This is a genomic window from Mesorhizobium sp. B3-1-8 (assembly GCF_006439495.1).
GTDB lineage: Bacteria > Pseudomonadota > Alphaproteobacteria > Rhizobiales > Rhizobiaceae > Mesorhizobium.
On sequence record NZ_VFTK01000046.1, the window covers coordinates 24,078 to 43,955 of the forward strand.

At 64.3% G+C, this 19,878-nt stretch carries 23 protein-coding genes; 14 read left to right on the forward strand and 9 right to left on the reverse strand.

Annotation, left to right across the window (positions count from 1 at the left end):
- Positions 1-90 precede the first annotated feature (90 nt).
- Entirely contained in the window at positions 91-1,002 is a 912-nt protein-coding gene (rpoH, locus tag FJ424_RS29755; protein WP_140647889.1) for an RNA polymerase sigma factor RpoH, read from the forward strand.
- 304 nt (positions 1,003-1,306) lie between these two features.
- On the opposite strand, the gene FJ424_RS29760 is transcribed toward rpoH, so the two are convergent.
- From FJ424_RS29760 to FJ424_RS29770, 3 genes are all read right to left on the reverse strand, one after another.
- On the reverse strand, positions 1,307-1,966 hold the full coding sequence (locus FJ424_RS29760; protein ID WP_140659497.1) for a peroxiredoxin: 660 nt from the start codon (positions 1,964-1,966) through the stop codon (positions 1,307-1,309).
- A 190-nt stretch (positions 1,967-2,156) separates the two neighbouring features.
- Complete coding sequence (locus FJ424_RS29765) at positions 2,157-2,522, reverse strand: cell division protein ZapA (RefSeq protein WP_140647887.1); 366 nt, start codon at positions 2,520-2,522, stop codon at positions 2,157-2,159.
- 4 nt (positions 2,523-2,526) lie between these two features.
- Positions 2,527-2,799, reverse strand: a complete 273-nt coding sequence (locus FJ424_RS29770; protein ID WP_023763725.1) for a DUF4164 domain-containing protein — start codon at positions 2,797-2,799, stop codon at positions 2,527-2,529.
- Positions 2,800-3,059: 260 nt separating this feature from the next.
- On the opposite strand from FJ424_RS29770, the gene tkt reads away from it, so the two are divergent.
- The 7 genes from tkt to FJ424_RS29805 all read left to right on the forward strand — a co-directional run bounded on the left by tkt (position 3,060) and on the right by FJ424_RS29805 (position 12,406).
- The gene (tkt, locus tag FJ424_RS29775) at positions 3,060-5,051 is read left to right on the forward strand and encodes a transketolase (protein WP_140659498.1); all 1,992 of its coding nucleotides are present in this window, start codon (positions 3,060-3,062) and stop codon (positions 5,049-5,051) included.
- Positions 5,052-5,206: 155 nt separating this feature from the next.
- A complete protein-coding gene (gene gap, locus FJ424_RS29780) occupies positions 5,207-6,217 on the forward strand; it encodes a type I glyceraldehyde-3-phosphate dehydrogenase (RefSeq protein ID WP_140659499.1) in 1,011 nt (336 codons plus the stop codon).
- A gap of 157 nt (positions 6,218-6,374) precedes the next feature.
- Complete coding sequence (locus FJ424_RS29785; protein WP_246677383.1) at positions 6,375-8,264, forward strand: potassium/proton antiporter; 1,890 nt, start codon at positions 6,375-6,377, stop codon at positions 8,262-8,264.
- A 104-nt stretch (positions 8,265-8,368) separates the two neighbouring features.
- A complete protein-coding gene (locus FJ424_RS29790; protein ID WP_140659500.1) occupies positions 8,369-9,565 on the forward strand; it encodes a phosphoglycerate kinase in 1,197 nt (398 codons plus the stop codon).
- A gap of 125 nt (positions 9,566-9,690) precedes the next feature.
- Positions 9,691-10,716, forward strand: a complete 1,026-nt coding sequence (locus FJ424_RS29795; RefSeq protein WP_140786390.1) for a class I fructose-bisphosphate aldolase — start codon at positions 9,691-9,693, stop codon at positions 10,714-10,716.
- A 155-nt stretch (positions 10,717-10,871) separates the two neighbouring features.
- Complete coding sequence (locus FJ424_RS29800; RefSeq protein WP_140659967.1) at positions 10,872-11,606, forward strand: thioredoxin family protein; 735 nt, start codon at positions 10,872-10,874, stop codon at positions 11,604-11,606.
- A 65-nt stretch (positions 11,607-11,671) separates the two neighbouring features.
- Positions 11,672-12,406 (forward strand): SGNH/GDSL hydrolase family protein, encoded by a 735-nt coding sequence (locus FJ424_RS29805; protein ID WP_140659966.1) that lies wholly within the window; start codon positions 11,672-11,674, stop codon positions 12,404-12,406.
- Between the two features lie 55 nt (positions 12,407-12,461).
- Here FJ424_RS29805 and FJ424_RS29810 read toward each other — a convergent pair whose 3' ends face one another.
- The gene (locus tag FJ424_RS29810; protein ID WP_116397976.1) at positions 12,462-12,623 is read right to left on the reverse strand and encodes a hypothetical protein; all 162 of its coding nucleotides are present in this window, start codon (positions 12,621-12,623) and stop codon (positions 12,462-12,464) included.
- Positions 12,624-12,827: 204 nt separating this feature from the next.
- Here FJ424_RS29810 and FJ424_RS29815 point away from each other — a divergent pair, with 204 nt between their 5' ends.
- The 3 genes from FJ424_RS29815 to FJ424_RS29825 all read left to right on the forward strand — a co-directional run bounded on the left by FJ424_RS29815 (position 12,828) and on the right by FJ424_RS29825 (position 14,336).
- Positions 12,828-12,992, forward strand: coding sequence for a hypothetical protein (locus tag FJ424_RS29815; RefSeq protein WP_116397974.1), 165 nt, complete (start codon positions 12,828-12,830; stop codon positions 12,990-12,992).
- A gap of 195 nt (positions 12,993-13,187) precedes the next feature.
- A complete protein-coding gene (locus tag FJ424_RS29820; RefSeq protein ID WP_181182270.1) occupies positions 13,188-13,598 on the forward strand; it encodes a hypothetical protein in 411 nt (136 codons plus the stop codon).
- A gap of 18 nt (positions 13,599-13,616) precedes the next feature.
- The gene (locus FJ424_RS29825) at positions 13,617-14,336 is read left to right on the forward strand and encodes a YafY family protein (RefSeq protein WP_091578656.1); all 720 of its coding nucleotides are present in this window, start codon (positions 13,617-13,619) and stop codon (positions 14,334-14,336) included.
- A gap of 104 nt (positions 14,337-14,440) precedes the next feature.
- Here the strand turns inward: FJ424_RS29825 and FJ424_RS29830 are convergent, their stop codons facing one another.
- From FJ424_RS29830 to FJ424_RS29840, 3 genes are all read right to left on the reverse strand, one after another.
- Entirely contained in the window at positions 14,441-15,133 is a 693-nt protein-coding gene (locus FJ424_RS29830) for a DUF1013 domain-containing protein (RefSeq protein ID WP_140645780.1), read from the reverse strand.
- Positions 15,134-15,388: 255 nt separating this feature from the next.
- Entirely contained in the window at positions 15,389-15,529 is a 141-nt protein-coding gene (locus FJ424_RS29835; protein WP_095767350.1) for a DUF1127 domain-containing protein, read from the reverse strand.
- 299 nt (positions 15,530-15,828) lie between these two features.
- A complete protein-coding gene (locus FJ424_RS29840; RefSeq protein WP_140659965.1) occupies positions 15,829-16,839 on the reverse strand; it encodes an NAD(P)H-quinone oxidoreductase in 1,011 nt (336 codons plus the stop codon).
- 213 nt (positions 16,840-17,052) lie between these two features.
- On the opposite strand from FJ424_RS29840, the gene FJ424_RS29845 reads away from it, so the two are divergent.
- The 3 genes from FJ424_RS29845 (at position 17,053) to FJ424_RS29855 (ending at position 18,884) form a co-directional block, all read left to right on the forward strand.
- A complete protein-coding gene (locus FJ424_RS29845; protein WP_140645782.1) occupies positions 17,053-17,247 on the forward strand; it encodes a DUF1192 domain-containing protein in 195 nt (64 codons plus the stop codon).
- An 81-nt stretch (positions 17,248-17,328) separates the two neighbouring features.
- Positions 17,329-18,576: an MFS transporter gene (locus FJ424_RS29850; RefSeq protein WP_140645783.1), complete on the forward strand. Its 1,248-nt coding sequence runs from the start codon at positions 17,329-17,331 to the stop codon at positions 18,574-18,576.
- Positions 18,577-18,608: 32 nt separating this feature from the next.
- Positions 18,609-18,884: a metalloregulator ArsR/SmtB family transcription factor gene (locus FJ424_RS29855; RefSeq protein ID WP_040985209.1), complete on the forward strand. Its 276-nt coding sequence runs from the start codon at positions 18,609-18,611 to the stop codon at positions 18,882-18,884.
- A gap of 102 nt (positions 18,885-18,986) precedes the next feature.
- On the opposite strand, the gene FJ424_RS29860 is transcribed toward FJ424_RS29855, so the two are convergent.
- Together FJ424_RS29860 and FJ424_RS29865 are read right to left on the reverse strand one after the other, a co-directional pair.
- Complete coding sequence (locus FJ424_RS29860; RefSeq protein WP_140659964.1) at positions 18,987-19,451, reverse strand: SRPBCC family protein; 465 nt, start codon at positions 19,449-19,451, stop codon at positions 18,987-18,989.
- Positions 19,452-19,462: 11 nt separating this feature from the next.
- Positions 19,463-19,798, reverse strand: a complete 336-nt coding sequence (locus FJ424_RS29865; RefSeq protein ID WP_140659963.1) for a metalloregulator ArsR/SmtB family transcription factor — start codon at positions 19,796-19,798, stop codon at positions 19,463-19,465.
- Positions 19,799-19,878 lie beyond the last annotated feature (80 nt).

Genomic DNA, 19,878 nt, shown 5'->3' on the forward strand with positions numbered 1-19,878 from the left:
CACAGGTTGTCGCGGATGAGCCTTTGGCATCCGTGACGAATGCCCGCCGCTTTTCGGGGGCATCCACTCCAAAGAGAGAGGGGCGCTATCATGGCCCAATCATTACCCAGTATCGTTTCCGGTGAAGGCGGTCTCGCCCGTTACCTGGAAGAAATCCGCCGCTTTCCGATGCTTCAGCCGCAGGAAGAGTACATGCTCGCGAAACGCTACGCCGAGCATCAGGACACCACGGCTGCCCACAAGCTCGTCACCAGCCATTTGCGGCTCGTCGCCAAGATCGCCATGGGCTATCGCGGCTACGGCCTGCCGATCGGCGAGGTGATCTCGGAAGGCAATGTCGGCCTCATGCAGGCCGTCAAGAAATTCGAACCGGAGCGTGGTTTCCGGCTCGCCACCTATGCCATGTGGTGGATCAAGGCCTCGATCCAGGAATACATCCTGCGCTCGTGGAGCCTGGTCAAGATGGGCACCACCGCCAACCAGAAGCGTCTGTTCTTCAACCTGCGCAAGGTGAAGGGCAAGATCCAGGCGCTCGACGATGGCGACTTGAAGCCCGACCAGATCGCCGAGATCGCCACCCGCCTCAACGTTTCCGAGGCGGAAGTGGTATCTATGAACCGCCGCCTGTCGGGCGACGCTTCGCTCAACGCCCCGATCCGGGCGAGCGAGGGCGAGTCCGGCGAATGGCAGGACTGGCTGGTCGACGACCACGAAAGCCAGGAAGAGATGCTGATCGAGCAGGACGAGCTGGAAAACCGGCGCTCCATGCTGTCGGGCGCTCTGTCCGTGCTCAACGACCGCGAGCGGCGCATCTTCGAGGCGCGTCGCCTCGCCGAAGAGCCGCTGACCCTGGAAGAGCTGTCGGCCGAGTTCGACATCAGCCGCGAGCGCGTGCGCCAGATCGAGGTGCGCGCCTTCGAGAAGGTGCAGGACGCGGTCAAGGCCGCCGCCAAGCGCCAGATCCAGGCGCTGCGCACCATCGAGGCGCAGCCGGCGGCGTAAAGCCACCGCGCATTGAGTAGCAAAACGGCGGCGCCAGAATCTGGCGCCGCCGTTTTTATTTGGCGAAAGCGGTGGCGCGCCCCTTTCTCCCAGTCGCTATGCGAGGAGAACTGCCGGTTCACCCTCCGCAGCCGCAGCGGAGGATGGGCAGCAATCAGGGGCAGCGCCGAGGCTGCGAGTGTCAAGTCAGAACAAACAATCGGACAGGGGAGCAGGCGCGCGCTCATCTTCGACCGCCGCGCCGCCCCTCATCCGCCCTTCGGGCACCTTCTCCCCGTTTAACGGGGAGAAGGAAAAAGGCTCGTCACGCCGAAGGCTGCTTCGTCTTGCGAAGATACGGCAGCACCGTCTCGTACGCCCCGAAGCGCTTGATCGCGTCCTCATTGGAGACGGCGGCGGTGATGATGACGTCGTCGCCCTGTTTCCAGTTGGCTGGCGTCGCCACCTGGTGCTTGGCCGTCAGCTGGATGGAATCGATGACGCGCAGGATCTCGTCGAAGTTGCGGCCCGTGGTCATCGGATAGGTCAGCGCCAGCTTGATCTTCTTGTCCGGGCCGATGACGTAGACCGAGCGCACGGTGGCGTTGTCGGCCGGCGTGCGGCCCTCAGAGCTGTCGCCGGCGCCCGCCGGCAGCATTTCATAGAGCTTGGCGACCTTGAGGTCCTTATCGCCGATCAGCGGATAGTTCACCGTCTGACCGGTAGCGGTCTTGATGTCGGCCTGCCATTTCTCGTGGCTCGACACCGGATCGACGGAAATGCCGATGATCTTGACGTTGCGCTTTTTGAAATCGCCTTCCAGGCCGGCCATGGTGCCGAGCTCGGTGGTGCAGACCGGGGTGAAGTTCTTCGGATGGCTGAACAGCACCGCCCAGCCGTCGCCGATCCAGTCGTGGAACTTGATGGTGCCCTGCGTAGTCTCGGCCGTGAAATCCGGCGCGATATCGTTGATACGAAGACTCATGACCTATCCCTACCCTTTTTGTGAAACCGCCGGCGCACCCCCTTTCGGCGGTGGCCGGACGTTAGTTCTAGCACCATGAGGGTAGGGTTCAAACGCTGGGAGTAGGAAGCTTGCCCATGGCAGGCGAAAATTTTTCGCCATCGCCCGCAATTGGAGGCAGGATTTTCGATTTACCGCTGGCGCCGGGCGCTCAGGCTTTCTTTAGCGCGAGCGTCGCCGCGAGATCTTCCATGCGCTGCGCAAGCGCGCCGAGCGCCGTTGTGAGCACGCTGTCGCTCTTGTCGGCCTTGGTCAGCGCCTCGTCACGCGTCTTGCGCAAGGTCAGCACTTCGCTCTCCATGCCCTTGACGCGCTTGGTGAGCTCCGAAAGTTCGTCCATCACCATGATGCCGGCCATGACGGTAAGCCGCTGGTCGCCGATCTCGCCGAAGGAATCCTTCAGATGCGAGACATAGCGGTCGAAGCGCTCGGCAAGGTCGATCAGGTGCTCTTCCTGGCCCTCATCGCAGGCCATGCGATACTGTTTGCCGTCGATGGAAACGGTGACCTGTGCCATTGCCTTACCTGTCCAGAACCGCGCGGATGGTTTCCATGGCGGTCACCAGCCGCCGCGACACTTCCTTGTTGGCATCTTCCAGACGCTCGGCGCGCGCTTCGGAATTGTCGAGCTCCTGCGCCAGGCGCGAACGGTCGGCGTTCATGCGCTGCACCTCGGCCTCGGCTTCCGAATAATCGCGCTCATGCTCGAGCTTCGCCGCCACGGCGTTTTCCAGCCCTTCCATGGCCTTGCCCAGCCTGGCGATGACTTCCTTGAGGGTCGTTTCCCCGGTCATGGCCTCGTCCTATGCCCTGCCCATCACCGAATCGCGCGCGTTCAGAATGCGTTACCTCGGAAAGATTAGGCACCGGGTGAAGGGCGCGTCAACAAAGCTCTCGCGACTGTCCCCCGCTATCGCTAATGTAAGGCGCTCGATGCCATCACAAGCCCGGCAAAATCCGCCCCGATTTGTTGACTAAAAGGCCGTGCCTGCTATGTGTCCCGGCATCCTTTTCCAAGGGTTCTCCCAAGCTCCAACCCACTTCCGGAGGAAGCATGACGTCGCGTGAACAACATGATCGGATGGCCAACGCGATCCGTTTCCTTTCCATGGATGCCGTCGAGAAGGCGAACTCCGGTCACCCCGGCCTGCCGATGGGCTGCGCCGACATCGCCACGGTGCTGTTCAGCCGTTTCCTGAAATTCGACGCCAAGGCGCCGCACTGGGCCGACCGCGACCGCTTCATCCTCTCCGCCGGCCACGGCTCGATGCTGCTCTATTCGCTCCTCTACCTCACCGGCTATGAGGACATGACGATCGACCAGATCAAGAATTTCCGCCAGCTCGGCTCCAAGACCGCCGGCCATCCCGAATATGGCCATGCCGCCGGAATCGAGACCACCACCGGCCCGCTCGGCCAAGGTCTTGCCAATTCGGTCGGCTTCGCGCTCGGCGAGCGCATCATGAACGCCGCCTTCGGCAACGACCTCGTCAACCATTATACCTATGTGCTGGCCGGGGACGGCTGCCTGATGGAAGGCGTCTCACACGAAGCCATCGCGCTGGCCGGGCATCTGAAGCTCAACAAGCTGATCGTCTTCTGGGACAACAACAACATCTCGATCGACGGCCCGGTCTCGCTCGCCGACAACACCGACCAGGTCGCCCGCTTCCAGGCGTCCGGCTGGAACGCCAGCCACATCGACGGCACAGATCCCGAAGCGATCGCCTACGCCATCGAGGCGGCGCGCCATTCCGACAAGCCGACGATGATCGCCTGCAAGACCACCATCGGCTTCGGCGCGCCGACCAAGGCAGGCACCAACAAGGCGCATGGCTCGCCGCTGGGCGCGGATGAAATCGCCGGCGCGCGCAAATTCTTCAACTGGGACTCGCCGCCCTTCGAGATTCCGGCCGACATCCTCGACGCCTGGCGCGCCGTGGGTAAAAACAGCACCAAGGCACGGACCGACTGGGAAGGCCGTCTGGCCAAGGCCGAGCCGAAGCTGAAGGCCGAGTTCGAGCGCCGCCTTGCTGGCAAGCTGCCATCGAACTTCGATGCCGTCATCGCCGACTACAAGAAGAAGCTGTCGGCCGACAAGCCGAAGGTCGCCACCCGCAAGTCGTCGGAAATGGCACTGGAAGTCATCAACGGCGCCGTGCCGGAGACCATCGGCGGCTCGGCCGACTTGACCGGCTCCAACAACACCAAGACCAGCCAGACCAAGAACATCACGCCCGACGATTACGGCCAGCGCTATGTCCACTACGGCATCCGCGAGCACGGCATGGCGGCGGCGATCAACGGCCTGACGCTGCATGGCGGCCTGATCGCCTATGGCGGCACCTTCCTGTGCTTCTCCGACTATGCCCGCCCCTCGATGCGCCTTGCCTCGCTGATGGGCATCCGCTCGATCTTCGTCATGACGCATGACTCGATCGGCCTCGGCGAGGACGGCCCGACCCACCAGCCGGTCGAGCATCTGGCGGCGCTGCGCGCCATCCCGAACCACAATGTCTTCCGCCCGGCCGACGCGGTCGAAACCGCCGAGTGCTGGCAGATCGCGCTGGAATCCGAAAAGACGCCCTCGACCCTGGCGCTGACCCGCCAGAACCTGCCGACCGTGCGCACCGAACACTCGGCGAAGAACCTCTCCAGCCAGGGCGCCTACGAGCTGGCCGCCGCCAGCGGCGAGGCCGTGGTGACGATCTTCGCCACCGGCTCCGAGGTCGAGATCGCCCTCGGTGCGCGTGACCTGTTGGAAAAGCACGGCCATCCGACCCGCGTCGTCTCGGTGCCCTGCTTCGAGCTGTTCGACCAGCAGAGCGACGATTACCGCAGGAAGACGATCGGCAACGCCAAGGTGAAGGTCGCCATCGAAGCCGGCATCCGCCAGGGCTGGGACCACCTGATCGGCACCGACGGCATCTTCGTCGGCATGCACGGCTTCGGAGCCTCGGGCACGATCGAACAGCTCTATCCGCATTTCGGCATCACCGCCGATGCCGCGGCCAAGGCGGTCGAAGCCCGTCTGCACGGCAAGTAGGAATTGCCTCGGGCCTGGCAACACCGATTGGCGGTTTTGCAGGGCTGGACCAACCTAATCGATTTAAATGCGACGTTCTGCGGCTGGATTCTTGCGCCTTCCGCCGTTATGAAACTGCGGACCCATCCGCTTTCCAGCCCCCAAGGGAGAGAACAATGACCGTCAGAGTTGCCATCAACGGATTTGGCCGCATCGGCCGCAACATCCTGCGCGCCATCCACGAATCCGGCCGCAAGGACATCGACGTGGTCGCCGTCAACGATCTCGGCCCGGTCGAGACCAACGCGCACCTGCTCCGCTACGACAGCGTGCATGGCCGCTTCCCGCATGAGGTGGCCGTCGACGGCGACCAGATCTCGGTCGGCAAGGAGAAGTTCAAGGTCACCGCGATCAAGGACCCGACCCAACTGCCGTGGAAGGAGCTCGGCGTCGACATCGCGCTCGAATGCACGGGCATCTTCACCGCCCGCGACAAGGCCGCGGCTCACCTGACCGCCGGCGCCAAGCGCGTCATCGTCTCGGCCCCGGCCGAAGGCGCCGACCTCACCGTTGTCTACGGCATCAACCACGACAAGCTGACCAAGGACCACATCGTCATCTCGAACGCGTCCTGCACCACCAACTGCCTGGCGCCGCTGGCGGCCGTGCTGCACGAGACCGTCGGCATCGAGAAGGGCATGATGACGACGATCCACTCCTATACCGGCGACCAGCCGACGCTGGACACCATGCACAAGGATCTCTACCGCGCCCGTGCCGCGGCGCTCTCGCAGATCCCGACCTCGACCGGCGCCGCCAAGGCGATCGGCCTCGTTCTGCCCGACCTCAAGGGCAAGCTCGACGGCATCTCGATCCGCGTGCCGACCCCGAACGTCTCGGTCGTCGACCTCAAGTTCATCGCCAAGCGCTCGACCACGCCGCAGGAGATCAACGAGGCGCTGATCGCCGCCTCGAAGGGCAAGCTGAAGGGTGTTCTGTCCGTCACCCATCACCCGAACGTGTCGATCGACTTCAACCACGACCCGCATTCCTCGATCGTCGCGCTCGACCAGACCAAGGTGATGGACGGCAACTTCGTTTCGGTGCTGTCCTGGTACGACAACGAATGGGGCTTCTCGAACCGCATGGGCGACACCGCCGTCGCCTTCGGCAAGACCATCGCCTGATCGTAGCCTTGCTCCGCAGTTTGAAACGCCCGGCCTCGGCCGGGCGTTTTTATTGGCCGGCTGAGCCAAAAACCACGCCGTTGCCTTGCACCGGTCATGTCTTCGCCCCACTCTCTGTTAAAGCGACAGATAGAGGGATTTGGAGGGGCAATAGCGGATGGAGCATGCGATCTATCTCGTGACGCTGGTCGGCACGGCGCTCATTGTCGCCGCAGCGTTTTCGAGCCTGATCGCCTTCCGCTTCGGCGCTCCCTTGCTGCTGCTCTTCCTCTGCATCGGCCTCGCCACCGGCGTCGACGGCCTCGGCATCGAATTCGACAATGCGCGGCTGGCTTATTTTGCCGGCTCACTGGCCTTGGCGATCATCCTGTTCGATTCCGGTTTCGGCACGCCGCTCAACGCGCTCAGGCAGGCAGCCGGGCCCGCGCTGTCGCTGGCCACGATCGGCGTTATCCTGACCACAGCCATCTTCAGCGCCGCCGCTTCCTATGTTCTCAAACTCAGCTGGCTGGAATCCTCTTTGCTCGGCGCCGCCGTCGCCTCCACCGACGCGGCCGCCGTCTTCTTCCTGCTGCGCGCCGGCGAAATCCATCTGCGCGAGCGCGTGCGCGCCACGCTCGAGGTGGAATCCGGCACCAACGACCCGATCGCCATCTTCCTCACCATCACCCTGGTCGAGATCATCGCCGCGCATGCCAACCCGGAAGCCAATGTGCTGGCCACCAATCTTTTGCTCGGCTTCCTCGCCAATATGGGGCTCGGCGCCGTCATCGGTGTGCTCGGCGGCTTCGGCATCGTGCGTCTTGTCGAGCGGCTGAACCTCGATCACGGCCTGCTGCCGATCTTCGTGCTGACGCTGTCGCTGATGGTGTTCGCGGCGGCCGGCGCCATCGGCGGCTCGGGCTTCCTCGCCGTCTACCTTGCCGGGCTGATCGCCGGCAATTCCGATATTCGCGCCGTCACCATCCTGAAGCGTTTCCAGGACGGCATGTCGTGGCTGGCGCAGATCATCATGTTCCTGATCCTTGGCTTGTTCGCCACGCCCTCGCAGTTCCCGGCGATCCTGGTGCCGGCGATCCTGCTCGGCCTGTTCCTGATCTTCGTGGCGCGGCCCTTGGCCGTCTGGCTCTGCCTGATCCCGTTCCGGCTGCCGCGTCCAGAGGTCGCCTTCGTCTCCTGGGTCGGCCTGCGCGGCGCGGTCTCGATCCTGCTCGCCATCACGCCGCTGCTCGGCGGCCTCGAGCATGGCCGCCTGATCTTCAACGCCGCCTTCATCATCGTGCTCGTCTCGCTGGTGGTGCAGGGCTGGACGGTCGGTCCGCTGGCGCGGCGTCTCGGCCTGATCGTGCCGGCCCGTCTTGGGCCGCTGGACAAGGTGGAGCTCGAATTGCCGGGCTCGGCCCATCATGAGCTGCTCGCCTACCGCGTCGCGCCCGGCAGCCCGGTGGCGCGGGGTGAGCGCATCCCGCGCTGGGCAAGGCCCTCGCTGGTGCTGCGCGACGGGCGCTCGATGCGCTTCCAGGACATGGGCCGGCTCGCCGCCGGCGATCAGGTCTACATCTTCGTGCCGGACCGCTACCCGCGCCTGCTCGACAAGCTCTTCGCCAGCCGCGCCGTGGTCGACCCCGAGGATGCCGACTTCTTCGGCGCCTTTGCCGTCGATCCTGCCCGCTCCGCCGCGGAGCTGGAAGCCGCCTACGGACCAGGCCTGACCGAAGCGGAACAGAAGCTCACCGTCGCCGCGCTGGTATCGGAGCGGCTTGGCGGCCATCCCGAATATGCCGACCGCGTGGTGATCGGCCCGATCGAGCTGATCGTGCGCGATGTCGATGAGAAAGGCCGGATCGCCGGCCTTGGCCTGTCTTTCGAGCCGACCGCGCCGGTTGCGCGCGTGCCGGTGTTCATGAGCGCCGGCGAGATCGGCGACCGCATCGCCGCGCTCGTCCGCAACTGGCGCAGGCCGGCGGAAAAGCAGGCGGCCGACGACGTGCCGATCGGCACCGTGGCGCCCGAGCCGGACGGGCGGAAGGCAACCGGCGAAGGCTGATATCTCACGCCGACATCATTTTTGCGCGCGCGCCATCGACGCGACCCTTGCATCGTCCTTCGCGCCGGGTAAGGTCGCCGCGTTTTCGCTAAAAAGGAACGACCATGGCCGGCTTCAAGACACTCGACGATATCGGCGCCGTCAGCGGCAAGCGCGTGCTCGTGCGCGTCGACCTCAACGTTCCCGTGGCCGACGGCAAGGTGACCGACGCCACCCGCATCGAGCGCATAGCGCCGACCATCGCCGAGCTCTCGAAAAAGGGCGCCAAGGTCATCCTGCTTGCGCATTTCGGCCGCCCCAAGGACGGCCCATCGGCCGAATTCTCGCTCGAGCCGATCGCCAGGGCCACGGCTGAGGTTCTCGGCCGTCCGGTCGGCTTTGCCGCCGACTGCGTCGGCGACAAGGCGGCGGATGCAGTCGCGGCGATGAAGGACGGCGACGTCCTGCTGTTCGAAAACACCCGCTTCTACAAGGCCGAGGAGAAGAACGAACCGGCCTTCACCGAAAAGCTCGCCGCCAATGGCGACATCTATGTCAACGACGCCTTTTCCGCCGCGCACCGCGCGCATGCCTCGACCGAAGGCCTGGCGCGTCATTTGCCGGCCTATGCCGGCCGCACCATGCAAGCCGAGCTCGACGCGCTGGAAAAGGGCCTTGGCGATCCGGCACGGCCGGTGGTGGCCATCGTCGGCGGCGCCAAGGTCTCGACCAAGATCGACCTTTTGATGAACCTCGTGAAGAAGGTCGACGCGCTGGTGATCGGCGGCGGCATGGCCAACACCTTTCTTGCGGCGCGCGGCACCGATGTCGGCAAGTCGCTCTGCGAGCATGACCTTGCCGGCACCGCCAAGCAGATCATGATCGAGGCGGCGGAAGCCGGCTGCGCCATCATCCTGCCCGCCGACGGCGTCGTCGCCAAGGAATTCAAGGCGGGCGCGTCCAGCGAGACCGTCGCCATCTCGGACGTGCCGGCCGACGGCATGATCCTCGATGTCGGCGCAAAGACCGTACAGAGCGTCAACGACTGGATCGACCGCGCCGCCACGCTGGTCTGGAACGGCCCGCTCGGCGCTTTCGAGATCGAGCCCTTCGACCGCGCCACGGTGGCGGCGGCAAAGCATGCGGCAGCCCGCACCAAGGCGGGCAAGCTTGTGTCGGTCGCCGGCGGCGGCGATACGGTGGCGGCGCTCAATCATGCCGGCGTCGCCGACGACTTCACCTATGTCTCGACCGCCGGCGGCGCCTTCCTCGAATGGATGGAAGGCAAGCCGCTGCCCGGCGTCGAGGTGCTGAAGCGCTGAGCCATTCAAGACTCGGCGAGCAGACGCAGTAATCGAGGACTTTCGATCGATTCGAGCTTTTCGGCGTCATTCCTTTGGCGGTAGTGTTCTGCTAGGCGCGGAATATTACCGTCAAGGAGAGCACCATGAGCGAACGTCTCGAAGATATCGCCGCCGCGATCGTGGCCGATGGCAAAGGCCTTTTGGCCGCCGATGAAAGCTCCGGCACCATCAAGAAGCGCTTCGACGTCATCGGCGTCGAATCGACCGCCGACAACCGGCGCGACTACCGCGAGATGATGTTCCGCAGCAAGGAGGCGATGACGAAGTACATCTCCGGCGTCATCCTCTATGACGAGACCATCCGCCAGAAGGCTGCCGACGGCACCCCGCTGGTCGATATCATCAAGGCGGCAGGCGCCATCCCGGGCATCAAGGTCGACCTCGGCGCCAAGCCTCTGGCCGGCTTTCCTGGCGACACCATCACCGAGGGCCTCGATGGGCTGCGCGAGCGACTCGCCGACTATTACAAGCTCGGCGCCCGCTTCGCCAAATGGCGCGCGGTGATCGACATCGATACCGGCAAGGGCGTGCCCTCGGCCAATTCGATCGCCTCGAACACCCACGCGCTGGCCCGCTACGCCGCGCTCTGCCAGGAGGCCGGCATCGTGCCGATCGTCGAGCCGGAAGTGCTGATGGACGGCGCCCACTCGATCGACACCTGCTACGACGTCTCCAAGGCGACGCTGGTCAAGCTCTATGACGAGCTCTATGCGGCGCGCGTCGTGCTGGAAGGCTCGATCCTGAAGCCCAATATGGTCATCTCGGGCAAGAAATCGGGCAAGACCGACAGCCCGGAGGAAATCGCCGAGAAGACGATCAAGCTGTTCCGCGAAGTGGTGCCGGCGGCGGTGCCGGGCATCGCCTTCCTCTCCGGCGGCCAGGAGGACGAGGAGGCGACCGCCAACCTCAACGCCATCAACGCCATCGGGCCGCATCCATGGAAGCTGACCTTCTCCTATGGCCGCGCGCTCCAGGCCGCGCCGCAGAAGGCGTGGAGCGGCAAGGCCTCGAACGTTGCCGCCGGCCAGGCCGCCTTCACCCACCGCGCGCACATGAACCATCTGGCGGCGCTCGGGAAATGGCAACCGGCGCTGGAGAAAGCCGCCTGACACCATCCCTTCGCAGTCAACGGAAAACCCGGACCATCGGCCCGGGTTTTTGTTTTTTGCAGGCCGCATCCCTACCTGATGCAGCGAAACGGCGGCGGCGATGTCGGATCGCGCCCATGTCGAACGTCCTTGGCAGGAGAGGACAGGAGATGGTCATGCATCGCAATGCCGTGGTTTCACGCGAGGACTGGTTCGAGGCGCATCGCAAGCATCTGGAACGCGAGAAGGAACTGACGAGGTTCCGCGACGCTGTCGCCGCGGAGCGGCGGCAGCTTCCCTGGTTCAAGCTGCGCAAGGATTATGTCTTTGAAAGCAAAACGGGACCGAGGCGCCTAGGCGACCTGTTCGCCGGCAACAGCCAGCTGATCGTCTACCATTTCATGATGACGCCGGGTTGCGATCACCGTTGCCAGGGCTGCTCGTTCCTCGCCGACCATATCGACGGCGCCAACCAGCATCTGAAGCATCATGACGTCTCGCTGGTCGTCGTCTCGCGCGCGCCGCTCGCGGAAATCCTGCCTTACAAGCGACGCATGGGCTGGAAGTTCGACTGGGTGTCGTCCTACGCGTCCGATTTCAACTTCGACCTGCAGGTCTCCTTCACCGACAGGCAGATCGCGGCGGGCGAAACCACCTACAATTTCGAGAAGCGTCCGTTGCGGTCGAAAGACCTGCCGGGCACCAGCGTCTTTTATCGCGACGGCAATGGCGACATCTTCCTCACCTTCCTGTCGCGGGCCCGCGGCGGCGACGCGCTGATCGGCGCCTATCATTATCTCGACATGACGCCCAAGGGCCGCGACGAGGCCGGTCCGTATCACAACCTGATGGACTGGGTACGCCTGCACGACGAATACCAGGACAAGGACCGGCCGGACTGCTGCGCGTGAACGGCATCGTTCACGTCAGCCCAAACATGCGCTAATGGCTTGCAAGTTACGCCAACGGAACCGCCATGCAGCGCCTGCTTGCCCTTCTCACCTGGCTCGCTTTCCCGGTCTATGTCTGGCAGGGCCTCGGCGTGCGCCGGCGCACCACGCGCATGCTGCCCGCGCGAGGCCCGGTCCTGCACGAGATACCGGGCAAGGCGCCGCCCGTCGCCTTGCTGGTCCTGGGCGACTCCTCGGCAGCGTCGGTCGGCATCGAGCAATCCGAATACGGGCTTGCCGCGCAGCTTGCCGGCCTGATCGCCGAACGCGCCGGCAGCGCCGTGCGCTGGCGCGCCGCCGGCTTCAATTCGGCGACATCCGGCCAGATCCGCGATTATGTCCTGCCCAACCTGTCGGCCGATCCCTGGACGCATATCGTGCTTGCCATCGGCACCAACGACACCAAGAACTTCCACTCCGTGCCGCGCTTCAAGAAGGAGTTCGGCGGCCTGCTCTACGCGCTGCGCGCCAAATGGCCGGAAGCGCGTGTCGTGTGGTCGCCGGTGCTGGAATTCACCCGCTCGCCGGCAATGCCGCCATTGCTTGGCAGGATTCTCGAGATCCGCGCCACGGAAATGAACCGCATGGGCGTGCGGCTCTGCAACGAGCGCGGCGCCATTGCCGCCGCGCGCCTGCCGATCACCGATCCCGAGGCCGGCTTCGCCTCCGACGGATTCCACGCTTCCGAAGCAGGCTATCGCGCCTGGGCGGAGCATCTGCTGGATTTCGTGCTCGGCGGTGAAGCGAGCAAGGTAAGTTGAGCTTCAGGTCAGGACACGCCACTCGCAGGCCGTCCTCGCCTGAATATGGACAGACCTACGCCCAGTGCCCAAGCACCGCCGCAAGCGAGATCGCGGCCATGGCCAGCAGCGCCAGCTTCCAGAAATCGCCGCGCCGCTTCAGCCCCGGCCATCCCAGCGGCTTGATGACCTGGATCAGCATGATGCCGATGATGACAAGGGCGAGCAGTTTCGTCATGCCGCCTTTGACCAGCAATGCCGATGCCTGTCAAAGCCGTTCTTAAGGCACGCTTCGTGCCGACCATTCCTGACAGAACCGGCTTCATTTGAACCCTGCGAGGGGCGCCGCACCGCGTTCTTCGGCACCCTGTCAACCTCCTGACAGACTGCTGTCAGGAGGGGTGTGAGATACTCTCCTCATCGAAAAGAGAGGAGTGAGGTCATGAACGGTTTTACCATTCTGCGCAGCGTGCAGCACTATGTCGGCAGGATCCGCACCGTGCGCAACGAGATCCGTACCCAGCGTTTCCTGAACACCTTGCCGGCGGACATCCGCAAGGACATTGGCTGGCCGGACCTTTACACGGGCCGCGTGCGCGAAAACTGAAATTTTGCCGCCGCGACTTGGATTGTCGCGGCACCGCGCCCAGATGTAATGGCAGCCAGTGATGTTACGTTCAGGGAAGAAGCCTTTGTTTGCCGATAGCTTCGCCGCAGCCTCCTGACAGGATGTTGTCAGGAGGCATGCGGTAGTTGGTGCGGCTTCGATCCTGACAGCAACGAACACGAACCGACGATCCGTATGGTGAAAAGCTGGAACGACAGGCTGAACACGCCAGGCATCAACGGCATCAAGCCGTCGCCGCGCACGGTCGGCGATGTCGTCGAGGGCCAGTCGATGCTGGTGCCAACCGCGCGCCAGGTCGACGACTTCATCCGCTCGATTCCTGAAGGGGTCGAAATGGATGTTCGTGCGTTGCGTACCGCTCTGGCGATCGAGCACGGCGCCGAAGTGACATGCCCGGTGACGATCGGCTATCATCTGCGCACCGTTGCCGAAGCCGCTCATGAGGATCTCGAGCGCGGCATGGCGCCGGGCGACGTCGCGCCCTTCTGGCGTGTGCTGGATGCTGGGACGCCGACCACGGGCAGATTGTCCTTCGGAGCGAAATTCGTTGCCGCGCAACGCAAGCGCGAAGGGCTCAAGCCATAAACCCCGGGGGAGAAATCGATGCGCCGCGCCGACAGGCTTTTCCAGATCGTGCAGCATTTGCGGGGTGGCCGGCTGGTCACCGCGCAGAAGCTCGGCACGTGGCTCGAGGTTTCCGAGCGTACCATTTACCGCGACATAGCCGACCTGCAGTCGACCGGCGTGCCGATCGACGGCGAAGCGGGCGTCGGCTACATGATGAGGGAGGGTTTCGACCTTCCGCCGCTGATGTTCACGCGTGACGAGATCGTGGCGCTGGTGGCCGGCGCCCGCATGGTGCGCGCCTTTGGCGGCGCGGCAATGGCGAGGGCCGCCGACGAGGCGCTGGTCAAGATCGGCGCGGTGCTGCCCGATGCCGAGAAGGATCGCATCGCCCGCACCGAGATCCACACGCCGATGTGGGTGGTGAGCGACGCCGCGCGCGAGGCCATCGACTTGATCGAGCGCGCCGTCGAGAAACGCCAGGTGCTGACCATCGACTATTCCGACGAGGCCGGCCGCGGCACCGCGCGCGACATCAGGCCGCTCGGCCTGTGGTTCTGGGGCAAGGTCTGGACCCTGGTCGCATGGTGCGAGATGCGCGACGATTTCCGCGCTTTCCGCATCGACCGCATCGCCTCGGTCGTCATCGCCGGCCGTATCTTCAAGCCGGAGCGCGGCAAGCAGCTCGCCGATTTCTACCGCGCCGTCGAGCGCTCAGAGGATTACGGCATGGCGCCCGACCGCGCCGCGCGGACGTGACCTCCCAAGCCATTGTCCAACAGAAAGGCCCGCGTGAAGCGGGCTTTTTTGTTGGGTTCGTGCATGCCGCCGCTCAAAAGCGTGCAGCAACCGCAGCGCGACGACTACTCGTCGTCCGCATCCTCGTTCTTCGACTTGAGCGCCGAAAGCTTGGCGAAGACGGCGTTGGCGTCCAGCTCCTGATCTTCGTCCTTCGGCTTCTCGGGCGCGGGCACCAGCCGTTCGGTGAGTGCGGCGGGCAGCAGCGTGTCGCCGACGGGCTGCGCCGGCTCGCGGCCGCGCGAGGCGCGGTTGACTTCGAGGTCGAGGTCGATCTGCGAGGTAAGGCCGAGCGTCACCGGATCCATCGGCTGCAGATTGGCCGAATTCCAGTGCTTGCGCTCGCGGATCTGCTCGATCGTCGACTTGGTGGTGCCGACAAGACGCGAGATCTGCGCGTCCTTGAGTTCCGGGTGGTTGCGCACCAGCCACAGGATGGCGTTCGGCCGGTCCTGGCGCTTCGACAGCGGCGTGTAGCGCGGGCCCTTGCGTTTCGATTCAGGCACCCGCACCTTAGGCTCCGACAGCTTCAGCCGGTAGTTGACGTCCTTCTCGCCGCGCGCGATCTCGTCGCGCGTCAGCTGGCCGGTGATGATCGGGTCCATGCCCTTGATGCCTTGCGCCGACTCGCCGTCGGCGATCGCCTTGACCTCGAGCGGATGCAATCCGCAGAACTGCGCGATCTGCTCGAAGGAGAGCGCGGTGTTGTCGACCAGCCAGACGGCGGTCGCCTTGGGCATCAGCAGCGAATTGGCCATATCAAAAATCCTTCTCGTTCGCCCGCGTTCCCGCGCGGGCGGTGGTTTTAGAGCCACCAAAATGGGAAATTCGCGGCCTGTATAAACGCTCCCTCCAATTTTCGCAATGTTTTTGGGAAGGGGCCGATTCACAGCCCTGGAAAGACAAAACCCGCTGGACGAGGTCCAGCGGGCTTGGAACCGGAAACAAAGCAAGCGTCTCGACGGCTCTGGCTTGCATGTCGCAGCCCGGCCTTGCGGTCAGGCTGCGTCTGATTACACCGCCTGACGGGCGATACGCTCGATGTCGGCACGGTTGATGCCGAGGTCGCTCAGCTGGCGGGCATTGAGCTTGTTCAATTCACGCACGGTTTCGTTGTACATGCGCCACTTACGGAAAGCACTGATCGGGTTCATTTTGGTTTCTCCAGTCGTTTGGTCAAATCGTTTGATGCCTCGTAAATAGGCACTCCTGCCCACAAATTGAACGGACGCTTTTGCATGGCCGCAATGCGTTTTGTGCATTGCAGCATTAAGGCTTCGTTCAGCTTGTCGCTAAGGGAGGGCGCGGAGCCAGGATGGGCCGAGGTTCAGGTCAGGCCGAGCCGAGAACAATGGCTTCCGAGAACCGGAGCGGAGCGTACTTTAGTATGTGAGCACCGGAAGCACAGAAAGCCATTATTCGCAGGCCGGCCTCACCTGAATATCGGCCCATCCTAGCCGACGTCGAGGACGATCTTGCCAATATGCTCGCCCTCTTCCATCCGTTCATGCGCCCGCCAGGCTTCGGTCAGCGGAAAGATCATGTCCATCACGGGGGCAACCTTGCGCGTGCCGAGCAGCGGCCACACCTGGGCCTCCAGCGCGGCGGCAAGCGCCGCCTTGAATTCGACGGTGCGCGGGCGAAGCGTCGAGCCGGTGTGGGTCAGGCGCTTGACCATAAGCGATGCGAAATTGGTGCTTGCGACGGCGCCGGCCTGCACCGCGATCTGGACGATGCGCCCCTCGACGGCCGCCGCCTCGTAGTTACGCGCGACATAGTCGCCGCCGACCATGTCGAGGATGACGTCGGCGCCCTTCCTGTCGGTCGCGTCCTTCACCGCGGCGACGAAATCCTCCTCGCGGTAGTTGATGGCCCGGGCGGCGCCGAGCTTGAGGCAGGCGTCGCATTTCTCCTTGCTGCCGGCGGTGGTGATCACAGTGGCGCCGAATGCCCAGGCGAGCTGGATGGCGGTGGTGCCGATGCCGGACGAGCCGCCATGGACGAGCAGCGTCTCGCCCTTCTTCAGGCCGCCGCGCTCGAACACATTGTGCCAGACGGTGAAATAGTTCTCCGGCACGGCGGCGGCTTCCGAATAGGTGAAGCCGGCCGGGATCGGCAGCACGCTGCCGGCATGGACCTTGACATATTCGGCATAGCCGCCGCCCGGCGTCAGCGCGCAGACCCGGTCGCCGATGCGCCAGCGCGATATCTCGTCGCCGAGTGCCGCGATTTCGCCGGCCACCTCGAGACCGGGCAGGTCCGAGGCGCCGGGCGGCGGTGGATAGGCGCCCTTGCGCTGTTGCACGTCCGGCCGGTTGACTCCGGCGGCGTGCACACGGATCAGCACCTCGCCGGGGCCGGGCACCGGCACGTCGCGCGTTTCCGGCTTGAGCACCTTTGGCCCGCCCGGTTGCGAGATCGCGATGGCCGTCATATTTGCCGGAATCTTCTGCCCGTTTGCCATGGCTTGCCGTCTCCTTATGTCGATCTGTCGTCGGCCGTTTGCATCGGCGTCCCTGCTTGGAACGTTTTGACGTCCGAAAGAGACGCCGAACCGCTCCAACTCTTTGTTCTTACGCAATTCCGGACGGAAAACCGCTACGCACTTTTCCTGGAATTGCTCTATGTATGCTGATTGTCAAATCAGGCAAATGGCCAAGTAAGGGAGGAGCGACGGATGGCGATCTTCGACGACGAACCCAGGAAGAAGCCGCGCCCGCACGAGATCGGCCAGGACCTGTCGCTGCTGTCCGTGGACGAATTGTCTGAGCGCATCGCATTGCTGCGCGACGAGATCGCCAGGCTGGAAGCCGAGCGCACCGCCAAGGGCGCCACCAAATCCGCCGCCGAGTCGCTGTTCCGCCGCGGATAAATTGTTCGGCGTGCTCGCTCGCCGCCGAAAAGCCCGAATACATCTGTCTTCAGACCCTGCGTCTCGAACCCGGATCAAGCGATGTTTGCAACTTACAGACCGATCCTCTCGCTGCTGCGCGGCACGGCGTTCCTGCTCGCCGCGTCCGGCCTGCACGGCCTGCTCTTGCCGCTGCGCGGCCAGGTGGAGGGTTTTTCGACCGCATCGCTCGGCCTGATGGGCACGGCCTGGGCGGGCGGCTTCGTCGCCGGCTGCTTCTTCGCGCCGCGTCTCGTGCGCCGCGCCGGCCATGTCAGGGCTTTCGGCGCCTTCGCCGCGTCGGGCGCGATCATCGCGCTGCTCACCGGCCTCATCATCGACGAATATGTCTGGATCCTTTTGCGTGCCTTCACCGGCTTCACCATGGCCGGCGCCTTCATGGTGATCGAGAGCTGGCTGAACGAGAAAGCCACCAACGAGAACCGCGGCACCGTCTTCGGCCTCTACATGATGGTCACCTATGCTTCGATCATGGGCGGCCAGATGATCGTCGCCGGCGGCGATGTGCGGTCGGCCTCGCTGTTCATGATCACCGGCATCCTGTTTTGCCTGTCGCTCATTCCGACGGCCGTGTCGACGCAGTCGCATCCCAAGCCCCTGCAGGACGTCAAGCTCGACGTCAAAGGCCTCTACGCCAATTCGCCGGTGTCGGCGGTGGCCTGCCTCCTAATCGGCATCGCCAACGGCGCCTGGGGCACGCTGGGCGCCGTCTATGGCGCGCGCGTCGGCATATCGACCGCCGAGATCGCGCTGATGATGAGCCTGGTGGTCATTTCCGGCGCCGCCATGCAGCTACCGGCCGGGCGCCTGTCGGATACGACCGACCGCCGCTTCGTGCTGGCCGGCGCGGCCTTCGGCGCGGCCCTGGTCGCGGTGCTGATCTTCCTGATCGCGCCGCGTTCGGGCGTCTTCATCATCGTGATGACCGCAGCCTATGGCGCGTTCGCCTATACGCTCTATTCGATCGCTGTCGCGCATGCCAACGACCACGCCCGCTCCGAGGACTTCGTCAAGGTTTCCGGCGGCCTGCTCCTGCTCTACGGCTTCGGCACGATGATCGGCCCGCTTTTGGCCGCGGCCTTGATGGGTTCGGTGCGTCCGGAGGGGCTTTTCCTGGCAACGGCGCTCGCGCATCTCAGCCTTGCCGGCTACACGCTGCTGCGCATCCGCGCCCGCGCGCCGGTGCCGATCGAAAACCGCGATGCCTTCAAGACGCAGCCCGCGGACCGCGCGGTCACGCCCGAGGCCACGCGGCTCGATCCGCGCAGAAAGGTTGAAACCAATAGTTGAGATTCGCAAGACTTTGCCTCACAAATAAAGGCATGATGTTTTCTGACGCCTTCGTGGCGATAGCCGATCCCAACCGGCGCTATCTTTTGGAAGAACTCCGGCGCGGCCCGAAGACGGTGAACGAATTGGCGGCCGGGTTGCCCGTCTCACGCCCTGCGGTTTCCCAACATCTGAAGGTCCTGCTCGACGCCGGCCTGGTCAATGCCAAGGCCGAAGGCACGAGGCGCGTCTATGCCGTCAGCAGCGCCGGCTTCCTCAGGCTCAACATCTGGCTCGACCAGTTCTGGGAAACGGCGCCGGGGGAATAGTCCTGACCATCAATGCATGTCGCTCGGAAGTGTGCAGCGGTTCTGAGGCAACGGCATGCATCAGACAAAGATCCAAAGCGCAATGCGCTTTGGCTGGAGGCCTCAAGCCGCCACCTGCAGGGCAGCGCCGAGCGCATCGAGCAGTTCGCCGGTGCCATGCTCGCGGGTGGCCGGCGTATCGATGCCGTCGAAGAAGGCGCCCTGCTCTGTCAGGATAAGCCGCGTACCCTTGCCTTCGGGGACAAGCTCGATCGTCGCGAGCGAAACCGAGACCCGGGTTTCGCCGAACAAGAGCTCATAGCTGTAGACGATGCGCCGGTTGGGCACGATATCCTGATAGACCGCGTTGTAGAAATGCATCTGCCCCCCGCTGGGACAGCCGGCATTCACCTCCTTGCCGCCAACGCGAAAATCCATCTCATGCCGGCTGGGCATGGGGTTGTCGGGATCGACGAACCAGCGCTTCTTGGCGGCCGGATCGCTCAGCGCGAAATAGACCTTCTCGGGCGCCGCCGGGTAGACGCGTTCGATGACGAAGGTGGAATGGACGACGGATCGTTCGCTCATGACGGGACCCTTCAGGTTTCATCCTTGGTTTCGGCGAGGAAATCGCCGAGGCGGTCGAGCCGGCGCTCCCAGGCGAGCCGCCGCTCGTTGATCCAGCGCTCGGCGGCCCGAAGCGCCTGCGGTTCGATCCGGCAGGTGCGGACCCGGCCAAGCTTTTCGGTCCTCACCAGGCCGCTCGCCTCGAGCACGTTGAGATGCTGGACGACGGCCGACAATGACATCGCCAGCGGTTCCGCCAGCTGGCTGACCGACGCCGGCCCGCGCGACAGCCGATCCACCATCTGCCGCCGCGCCGGATCGGCGAGCGCCTGGAACATCAGATCGAGCTGGGCGGGATCGTGCAGCATCGCGCTCTAAGGCCTGTTGATATTCATCTGGAGCTTATGATGGCGGCGGCGAGATGGACGAAGGCGGAGAAGCTCTGGTC